Origin of the sequence: Pseudomonas sp. P1.8 (assembly GCF_001269805.1) — a bacterium.
Lineage (GTDB): Bacteria > Pseudomonadota > Gammaproteobacteria > Pseudomonadales > Pseudomonadaceae > Aquipseudomonas.
The window spans coordinates 267180-275397 of the sequence record NZ_LHVM01000013.1; the positions used below are offsets into that span (position 1 = coordinate 267180).

10 protein-coding genes and 1 pseudogene are annotated in these 8218 nt (G+C 56.1%); 7 read left to right on the forward strand and 4 right to left on the reverse strand.

The annotated features are described in order from the left end of the window. Positions 1-6: 6 nt before the first annotated feature. Genes AD668_RS12055 through AD668_RS12065 form a run of 3 tightly spaced genes read right to left on the reverse strand, consistent with a single transcriptional unit; the run spans position 7 to position 3177 of the window. Positions 7-951, reverse strand: coding sequence for a transporter (locus AD668_RS12055; RefSeq protein WP_053158931.1), 945 nt, complete (start codon positions 949-951; stop codon positions 7-9). A gap of 12 nt (positions 952-963) precedes the next feature. After that, positions 964-2388: a DUF1254 domain-containing protein gene (locus AD668_RS12060; RefSeq protein ID WP_053158933.1), complete on the reverse strand. Its 1425-nt coding sequence runs from the start codon at positions 2386-2388 to the stop codon at positions 964-966. Between the two features lie 12 nt (positions 2389-2400). Continuing rightward, a complete protein-coding gene (locus AD668_RS12065; protein WP_256220658.1) occupies positions 2401-3177 on the reverse strand; it encodes a hypothetical protein in 777 nt (258 codons plus the stop codon). Between the two features lie 448 nt (positions 3178-3625). On the opposite strand from AD668_RS12065, the gene AD668_RS29890 reads away from it, so the two are divergent. The 6 genes and pseudogenes from AD668_RS29890 to AD668_RS29900 all read left to right on the forward strand — a co-directional run bounded on the left by AD668_RS29890 (position 3626) and on the right by AD668_RS29900 (position 6885). After that, positions 3626-5416, forward strand: a complete 1791-nt coding sequence (locus AD668_RS29890; RefSeq protein WP_256220633.1) for a DUF6392 family protein — start codon at positions 3626-3628, stop codon at positions 5414-5416. Between the two features lie 4 nt (positions 5417-5420). Beyond that, the gene (locus AD668_RS30330) at positions 5421-5582 is read left to right on the forward strand and encodes a hypothetical protein (protein WP_371259796.1); all 162 of its coding nucleotides are present in this window, start codon (positions 5421-5423) and stop codon (positions 5580-5582) included. Continuing rightward, positions 5512-5655: pseudogene (locus AD668_RS30335) on the forward strand (hypothetical protein); the annotation flags it as partial. The gene AD668_RS30330 and the pseudogene AD668_RS30335, both read left to right, overlap by 71 nt. A 26-nt stretch (positions 5656-5681) precedes the next feature. Next, positions 5682-5954, forward strand: a complete 273-nt coding sequence (locus AD668_RS12075) for a bacteriocin immunity protein (RefSeq protein WP_053158936.1) — start codon at positions 5682-5684, stop codon at positions 5952-5954. Between the two features lie 92 nt (positions 5955-6046). After that, complete coding sequence (locus tag AD668_RS29895) at positions 6047-6463, forward strand: bacteriocin immunity protein (protein WP_256220634.1); 417 nt, start codon at positions 6047-6049, stop codon at positions 6461-6463. Beyond that, positions 6379-6885, forward strand: a complete 507-nt coding sequence (locus AD668_RS29900) for an S-type pyocin domain-containing protein (protein WP_256220635.1) — start codon at positions 6379-6381, stop codon at positions 6883-6885. The genes AD668_RS29895 and AD668_RS29900 overlap by 85 nt, the downstream gene beginning before the upstream one ends. On the opposite strand, the gene AD668_RS12080 is transcribed toward AD668_RS29900, so the two are convergent. Beyond that, the gene (locus tag AD668_RS12080; RefSeq protein WP_053158938.1) at positions 6827-7252 is read right to left on the reverse strand and encodes a YciI family protein; all 426 of its coding nucleotides are present in this window, start codon (positions 7250-7252) and stop codon (positions 6827-6829) included. The genes AD668_RS29900 and AD668_RS12080 overlap by 59 nt on opposite strands. 326 nt (positions 7253-7578) lie before the next feature. Between AD668_RS12080 and tpx the strand changes: the two genes are divergently transcribed. Further along, positions 7579-8079, forward strand: coding sequence for a thiol peroxidase (gene tpx / locus AD668_RS12085; protein WP_053158940.1), 501 nt, complete (start codon positions 7579-7581; stop codon positions 8077-8079). Positions 8080-8218 lie beyond the last annotated feature (139 nt).

Sequence of the window (8218 nt, forward strand, 5' to 3'; positions counted from 1 at the left end):
TGTCTCCTAGAAAAACGCCAGGGTCAGGTTGACGCTGAAGCCGTTGCCTTCAGGGCGGTTCTTGGTGTCGAATTCCGGTACCCAGCGAGCGCTGATGTTGGCCTCGGCGTCGGCGAACTTGCCGGTCCAGCCCACCACCGGCCCGGCACCGACGGAGCGTCCACGAAAGCCGCTGCTGGCGGAGCCGGAGTCATCGTTGATTTGCTGGATGTAGCCGGCCGCCATGCCCGCAGCCCATCCATTGCCGAAACCGTGTGTCCAGAGCGCGTCGAGGGTGAACAAGTCACCGTTCTGATAATCGGTGACGTCGTTTTCGGTGTAGAACTCCAGGCCGCTCTCCAGGGTGAGCTCGCCACCCTTGCCATCCAGATGGGTGAACGCCACCGTTGGCATGAACGTGTAGGTGTTCTGCCCCGGGTTGGCCAGCCGATTGTCGTTGTAGGCGCCTGTCGGCACGTAGATCGGCAGCGAGAACGCTATGTGGTTGAGTTCGTCGAAGTGGTAGCCGGCCGCTATTGGCGTCACCAGCATGTCGGCGAATTGTGTGCCTGAATCCGAAGTGCCCAGTGTTCTGCCGCGCGGGCCCGTGACGCTGGCGGTGATGTCGGTGTACTGCACGGGTACGCCGATGGCCGAGGCGTAGTTCCAGCGACCCTTACCGGTGTCCCAGACATGAGTGAAGTTGGCCATGGTGTACGACACTTGCATGTCCAGCCCGGTACTCAGGGCGCCGACAATAGGCACTTCACTGTTGCCCTTCAAATCACCGTCATACCAGATGCTGGTCAGGGACATCACCCAACCCGGTTCCGGTGGAACGATGCCGGCATTGGAAAACACCTGTTGCCCGGTGATCGGGCGGCCAACGCCACCCTCAACCGCCAGCGCCAAGGGACTAACACTGACCATGCACAGCGCCAACAGCTGGCGCACTACGTAAGGCCTGATCATGACTGACTCCGCTTATTGTTTTGAGTTGACGGGCGTCAGCAACGGCATTTTCCATTGGCCGCTGGTGACTTCCGGTTTTGGCAGGTAAAGACGCAGGATGCCGTAGAACGGACCGTTCGGCGCCGGTAGCCAATTGCTTTGCAACGCCTCGGCCGGCGCCTTTTGCTGCACATAAAGGGTCAGGCCGCCGTCCGCATCGAGCTTGAGATCGGGCAGCATGCGCGAGTTGATCAGGTAGCGATTGAGCGGGTTGGCCACCAGCAGTTTGGTCCTGGCGTCGTACATCGTCAGTGACCAGAACGCATCGGCCGGGGGCAGAGCGCCTTTGTCGAAGTGCAAGGTGTAGTCGTTTTTCGAGGCGTCGACCGGCTTGTTGTCCTTGTCGACGAAATAACCAATGTAGTTCGCCTCTTCGGCAGAGTTGCCGAAAATACCCATATTGGCCCCGGCATAGCGATACAGGTAATTACCTTTGAGGTGATCGCGGGTGCCGAAAAAATCACCGCTGGTGATTTCATGGGTGTCGACTTTGCCTTTCTTGAACGCGGCAAACTGCGCCTTGGCGTCGCTGATTCCGTCTTCCAGCGCCTTGCGTTGATCGGCGCTGAGCCTGGTCAGGTTGTAGGGCTTGCCGGCTTCGATACCGATGGTCTTGAAGCGTGCGAGCAGATCCTTTTCCACGTCCTGGGCCGGGGCGAATGACAGCATGAAGTTCAAGTAGCGGAACAGGTCCGGGGTGTCGCTCATGGTTGGCGTGGGTTTGGGCCAGTCGATTTTCGTGGCGGCAGGCGGCGCCTTGTGTTTGTCGTAATGGCTCAGGGTTTCAACCTTGTAGCCCTTCTGGATCTGCTTGACGTTGGCCAGGTCTTTTTCGTCGAACAGCTGCGTGCGGTACAGCGCATAGGCAATATTGCTTTCGCTGCGCAGCAGACGGTCGATGTTCTGCGGTTGCTGACCTTTCCAGTCGGGCCCGGCAATCATGAAGTGGCCGCCGTTGTTGCCGGTGCTGCGCGTGCCCAGGTACGCAAAGTTTTGCGTATAGGCATCAATCAACTGCACCGAGTAATAACGGTGCTCTTCAATGGCCGGGAGCGTCAGCACGACCGGTTCGGCGCGCAAATCCATCCACACGAAAGAGTAAGGCGTGTCGGCGTTGGGCGTGACAAACGCCGTGTCCTTGGCGGTGAAGGCCTTGGCGGTGTTGCCGATCTGATTGAACGGCGCCTTGAAGTTCGAGCTCTTCTTGTCGACGGCCTGGGTGTATAGCGTCTTGTACATCTCCACCACCGGAAAACCGTACAGATAAGCTTCCTTGGCAATGGCTCGGGCTTCTTCGGCAGTGGCCGTGAAATCAGCCCTGGCGTTCTGTGCGCCGACACCGCAACTGACAAACATCGTCATCAGGCTGAAACCGGCTACGCGAAGTGCCCCATGCATAAAAAACCCCTATTACTCGAAGGTGATGTTGATACCGGCGTACAGCGTGAATTTCGGCAGGCCCTCACCTTTGTGGTCAACGGTCCACTGCGGTTCAATAAAGGCATTGATGATATTGGACCCCGATTTCCAGGCTTTACCGCCACCCAAACCGAGGGGGATGTAATGGGTGTCGTTTTTCAGGTCGAACGTCCAGGTGCCGGTCGAGCGCAGGTACCAACCCTTCTCCAGGTTATGGATGATGAACGGCTGGAAGGTGGCGGACTCTACGTGGGCGCGGTCCTCATCACCGGCAAACGAACTCTGGTATTGAACCAGGGCGCCAAGCAGCCCGCGAGGCGAGGAATCGATGGCGATGGCGGAGAGGCCAGCCTGCCACTTGCCCGTCCCGAGTTCATCTTGTTCGGCGGTCGGCGCAGTGATCTGCGGGCCGATGCCCAACTGCACGCCTTCGGTCTTGAGCAAGAAAATGTCGAACACGTTCAGGTCCCCGATGCCGGTGCTGTAACCGTTATGCGGATCGGGACGGGTGCTGACAGGCAGCGTGACACGCAGCAGTTGCGGGACACCGATGAAGTCGTTGGGCGCCATCGGCAACGCGCCGCGCAACAGCGCGTCATTGGTGTGGACGTTGGTGTCGTAGAGCTTGGGCGTGTAGTAGTCCTGAAGGTTGACGCCAGGCGCCAGATTCAGCGGATTGTTGCTTTTGTTGGCAGTCTCGGCGTTATCCGCCCGGACTGAAACGACAGGCGCGAGTGAAGTCGCCAATGCAAAGGCGCACATCCCCATCTTTTTGAACATGATTCCCCCGGTTCCCTGGTGGCTCACTGAATACCCGGCCTTATTTTTTTGGCCGTTATCGTGTAATCCTTTTCTGAGCGAGCCGTAGGACGGCGTCAGTTGAAGTTAGCATCTAACCATGAGTTGGCCAGTCGAAGGGATTAATTCTTTGGTTTTGTGTTCAAGTTGGCATGCAATATGTGTACTACAAAGTTAGTTTCGGCGGGCGTCGTACAACATTCATTGATTTAATCCACACAGAGGAAGTACAGATTCCGGAAAAACACGTCAGGCGTATGCATATGTACCGCACCTGACCATCGCACCCCCGACATCCTGTGCCCTACAGATAAGGAGAACTGTATGGCACAACGTATATTCAACGATGGATCGTCAGGAGACGTAGTCATCAGGTCCGGACCGCCCGCCTCCGGCGGGGGCTCGGGTGGCGGATTGGGTGGCGCAGGCAATCGGGTCGGCGCCTCAGGCAATTTTGGTGGCGTTAGCAACCGGAGAAAAAAAGCCAGGAAAAGGGCAGATACCGGGCTCACCGACCAGGCACCTGCTGTTCGCGCCAGAGGCCATGCCTCAGGCTACGACACCCGTTCAGGCACCATTGACGGTGACCGAGCCGCAGATCCAGGACATCCCGGCCGGCGTCGATTTGCGCATCCAGGACTGCATTGTCTGCGTGCCGGGTTTACCGCCAACGTACGTTTCTTTCAGCGTGCCGCCCCTGGGTACGGGCACCGTCAGCGGGACGGGGCAACCGGCGACGGTCGGTTGGTGGAAAGCGGCCACCCAGGCCAATGGCGTGGCCATCCCGACCCAGGTCGGTGATCAGTTGCGCGGACGCGAATTCAAGTCGTTCGCCGCCTTCGATGAAGCGCTGTGGCGAACCCTGGGAGAACACCCACCGCTCACCACCCGATTCGATGAGGTGAACAAAGCACGTATCGAACAAGGCTTCGCCCCCTACGCGCCGAAAAACACATGGGTGGGTGAAAACCGTGAGTTCGAACTGCGTTACGAAGAACGAGCGGATTTCTGGTCCGATCCTTTCAACCTCGATCAGATCAGCATCAAGACACCGAACAGTGCCGGGGGGTGGCTGGGGATCGAACCCGCAGTGGTGTCCTGGCCGCTCCCGCCTGCCGCCACATGGAAACCCTTGGTGCCACCGGGTAGCGAACACCTTGGGTCGACGACGCTACCCGGCACACCAACGTCCCCGACGGTATCTCCCGGCAACCCGGCGATCCCGGTCCTACCGCATAACGAGACGTTTCCGGCTGTTGACGAGGGGGAGATTGGTGCGAGTATTCCGGGGTTTCCGGGAGATGGGGATCTACCTTCGCCCGGACTGGTTTTCGTTGGTCCGCCGGTTGAGCCATTGGAGGTAGGGCCGTATAACGAGCTTAGTGGGCGGAGCAGGGGGGATGGGTTGGATATTGATCATATTCCTTCTAGAAAGGCGCTGGAGGCACATTTGGAATTGAATTTTCCAGATTTAACGAAGCAGGAAATTGGCAAAATTCTGAATCGTGCACCGAGCGTCGCAATTCCTCAGAAAGTCCACCAAAAATTCAGTGAGACTTATGGAGGGCGAAACTCTAAGCAGAAGCGCGTTGAAGACTCCTCTGATATTTTTAGTGCAATTGAAAGTAATGTTTTAGCGCTAAAAGAGGGGTTGTTAGCGGAAAGTATTTCAGCAGCTGAAATTGAAAGAGTCCTTGAGCAATTCGCTAAGCAAAGAGCAGGGGTGGTACTGATGAGCGCAGTGAAGATCGAGGAATGGATCGCAGGGCTTGGTAAGTCTTACGATGCGTTAGTTTCTGAGGGAGTCGTTCCACGTCAGGCTCTGCAGGAACTTTACGAAGGTAGAGATTGGCTTGACATTGAACCGTTTCCAGGGGTGGAACTTAGCTTTTGGGCTGGAACGAATCGGCTGAAAAAGGTTTTTGTCACCCTAATGGAGACAATGCCTGGAATCATTGTGTATGGAGGTGATTTGCCAATGCCGTACATGTCGATGAAGACCCAGTCCGATGTGCATGCGCTCTTCGGCAAACCAATGGAATCCAGAGGTCCAATCAAGATGCCTCAGCCGATGGGCCAGACGGGCGGGTGGGATTCCTACCCACTGGATCCTGCTGTTTACCCGGGCAAGAAGGTTGTCTTTCAATACACCGCGGCAATGGAAGTTAAAACGCTGGTCTTTACATTGATTGATAAGGGACACGACTGAACGTTTGTATAGGGTAAGGGAGGCATTTTGGAGGGCGATCGCTATGGGTCCGACATTGCGCCGACCGTTTTGCGAACACAATCTAAGAAGTTTGCGTGAAGGACTCGCTCCATATCCGAGACTTGCGGATCAAACGGCGGGCGGAAAACTCTCGAGCTCATCATAATGTCGAAGTTTCGATGGGGGGTGGCGTGTATGGGGTCGATAATATCTCGGTAATGACGCCGCAACGTCATATACAGGTCCATAAGGAAAGAAAAATCAGATCTTTAAAGATGGATATGAAGACTATACAGAGGCAGAGTTTTTGTCTTTTTTACGTAGGTTTCGTAATTGTCCAGCGGGGTTGCATGGTAAAGAGTTGGAAATATATCTGGATGGTCTTCTCGTCCACTTTGAAAAAATCACCGAGCACCCAGAGCGCTCCGATGTCATCTTCTACCCAAAGGACGGTCAGGAAGACAGTCCCGAGGGCATCCTGAAAGAAGTCAAGGAATGGCGGGCGGCCAACAATAAGCCCGGATTCAAGCCCGAATAGATGTCACTGGCTAACAGGCAGCTGTCCCAACTCGATGAGCGGCTGCCATTGCTTTCAGCTGTATGTCCAATAAACACAAGGAAGAACCCAAGATGGAACTTAAAGCCACACTAAAGGATTACACCCAGTCGGAATTCCAGGCACTGGTCAACAGAATCTGGGCCGTTGATTTACCCAGGCAGGACCATGACCGGTTGATTGAACATTTCGACCGAATCTGCGGACATCCCAAAGGTGCAGACTTGTTGTTTTATCCTGACGACAAGGTCAATAGCCATTCCGCGGAGTCAGTCGTGTATTACGTGAGGAACTGGCATCACGAGAAAGGTGAGGTGAAAGCCCGTGCGCAACAGTCCTGCGGTTCGAGTTTTCCAGTCGCGCCGACAGTCAGGTCTACGCGCTCAGTGTTCCTCTGGTCGAATTCATGCCACTTGAAGGACAGGATTGGCTGTCGATGGCAACGTGTCAGGGGCAGATCGAACTGCCTTTCAGAATGGGCACGACGGTAGTGCCCGCCAAACCGGGAACGATGTTCCACGGAGCGCGCGAGATCAAATCACTGCCTCAGGTGTACATCGCTCAGGCCGTCGGCAATAGCGTCAGAGTGCGGTCGGTGCGACACGACCCACAATCGAACGGGTTCAGTTTTACCACCGATGGAGTCGCACCCATCACCCTGTGCTGGTCTGCCCCGGCCACTCTCGAAACGCTTGTTCCAGCAGCCCAGGCCTCGCCGCGTCGCCTGGGCTTTGTACAGTCTTTACCGGTGCCATTAATTGAATCCATGGCCGGCGACGCTCAAGCCGCCGAGTACGACGATTACATCCTGGTCTTCCCCGCAGATTCAGGACTTGATCCGCTGTACGTGACACTCAGCACTTCTTCGCTTGCCCGAACACTCGCTCTTCCTGCTCACGCAATTGGGGCGTGAGCTCTGCACCGAAATCCTCCAGCTCGAACACCTGGCGAATCTCGATCTCGGCTTCGGTGCCGGGCATCGGGTTGGGGCAGCGCTTGACCCATTCGATGGCTTCTTCTTTTGACGTTACCTGCCAAATCCAGAACCCGGCGATCAGTTCCTTGGTCTCGATGAAGGGGCCGTCGATGACAGTGCGCTTGTCGCCCGAGAATCGCACGCGAGCGCCTTTGCTGCTCGGCTGCAGGCCGTCGCCGGAAAGGAGAATGCCGGCTTTGGCCAGTTCTTCGTTGTAATTGCCCATGGCAGTCAGCAATTCTTCGCTGGGCATGACACCCGCTTCGGAGTCGGGGCTGGCTTTGATGATGATCATGAATCGCATGGTGAGGTCTCCGCTGGATTTGTGATGATTCACTGGATAGTCGAACGGCTCATGCTTGAATCGACAATGCTGTCTGCGAAATTTTTGTTCACCCGCGATGGTGGTGGGTCAGTCAATATAGATGTTGGACTGGATGTCGTCATCGCAGGCAAGGCAGCGCCTACAGGAGTATTGTGGTGTTCAAAAGGAGGAGGGGTAACGAGTTGTATCCAATTTTGTGCGCTGACACATGACAATTTGGTTTTGACCATAGGTCGTCGGACAATTTCGTGGTTAACTTCGGCCTCGTCAAAATTCTCCACCACCACGTCAGAAGGACTCCGTTCATGGCTCAAGTCACTCTTAAAGGCAACCCGGTTCAAGTTAACGGCCAACTGCCACAAGCCGGTTCCAAGGCGCCAGCCTTTTCCCTGGTTGCCGGCAATCTGTCCGACGTCACCCTGCAGGACTTTGCCGGCAAGCGCAAAGTGCTGAACATCTTCCCAAGCGTCGACACCCCGACCTGCGCGACTTCCGTGCGCCAGTTCAACGCCAAGGCCAGCGATGTCGCCAACACGGTCGTGCTGTGCATCTCCGCTGACCTGCCGTTCGCCCAAGCCCGTTTCTGCGGTGCCGAAGGCCTGGAAAACGTACAGAACCTGTCGACCCTGCGCGGCGCCGAGTTCATCGAAAACTACGGCGTTGCCATTGCTGACGGCCCGCTCAAAGGCCTGACCGCCCGTGCCGTCGTGGTACTGGACGAAAACGACAACGTGCTGCACAGCGAGCTGGTTGGCGAAATCGCTGACGAGCCAAACTACGACGCGGCCCTTGCTGTACTGAAATAAGCTTACCTTTACAATGTTTAACGGCCTGGCCCTGTCCAGGCCGTTTTCATTTGTGCTTCAGTGTCTTACACAAAACTCCTGTTACGTAAGCCGAAGGTAAATTGCCGGTAAAGGCGCTTTGCTTAAGAGCCGCCAGTGC

What these genes read in the sequence shown, in the direction of transcription:
- AD668_RS12065 (WP_256220658.1), bottom strand. Translation starts at nt 3,177, where the DNA reads ATGGGGATGTGCGCCTTTGCATTGGCGACTTCACTCGCGCCTGTCGTT.
- AD668_RS29900 (WP_256220635.1), top strand. Translation starts at nt 6,379, where the DNA reads ATGCCACTTGAAGGACAGGATTGGCTGTCGATGGCAACGTGTCAGGGG.
- tpx (WP_053158940.1), top strand. Translation starts at nt 7,579, where the DNA reads ATGGCTCAAGTCACTCTTAAAGGCAACCCGGTTCAAGTTAACGGCCAA.
- AD668_RS12080 (WP_053158938.1), bottom strand. Translation starts at nt 7,252, where the DNA reads ATGCGATTCATGATCATCATCAAAGCCAGCCCCGACTCCGAAGCGGGT.
- AD668_RS29895 (WP_256220634.1), top strand. Translation starts at nt 6,047, where the DNA reads ATGGAACTTAAAGCCACACTAAAGGATTACACCCAGTCGGAATTCCAG.
- AD668_RS12055 (WP_053158931.1), bottom strand. Translation starts at nt 951, where the DNA reads ATGATCAGGCCTTACGTAGTGCGCCAGCTGTTGGCGCTGTGCATGGTC.
- AD668_RS12060 (WP_053158933.1), bottom strand. Translation starts at nt 2,388, where the DNA reads ATGCATGGGGCACTTCGCGTAGCCGGTTTCAGCCTGATGACGATGTTT.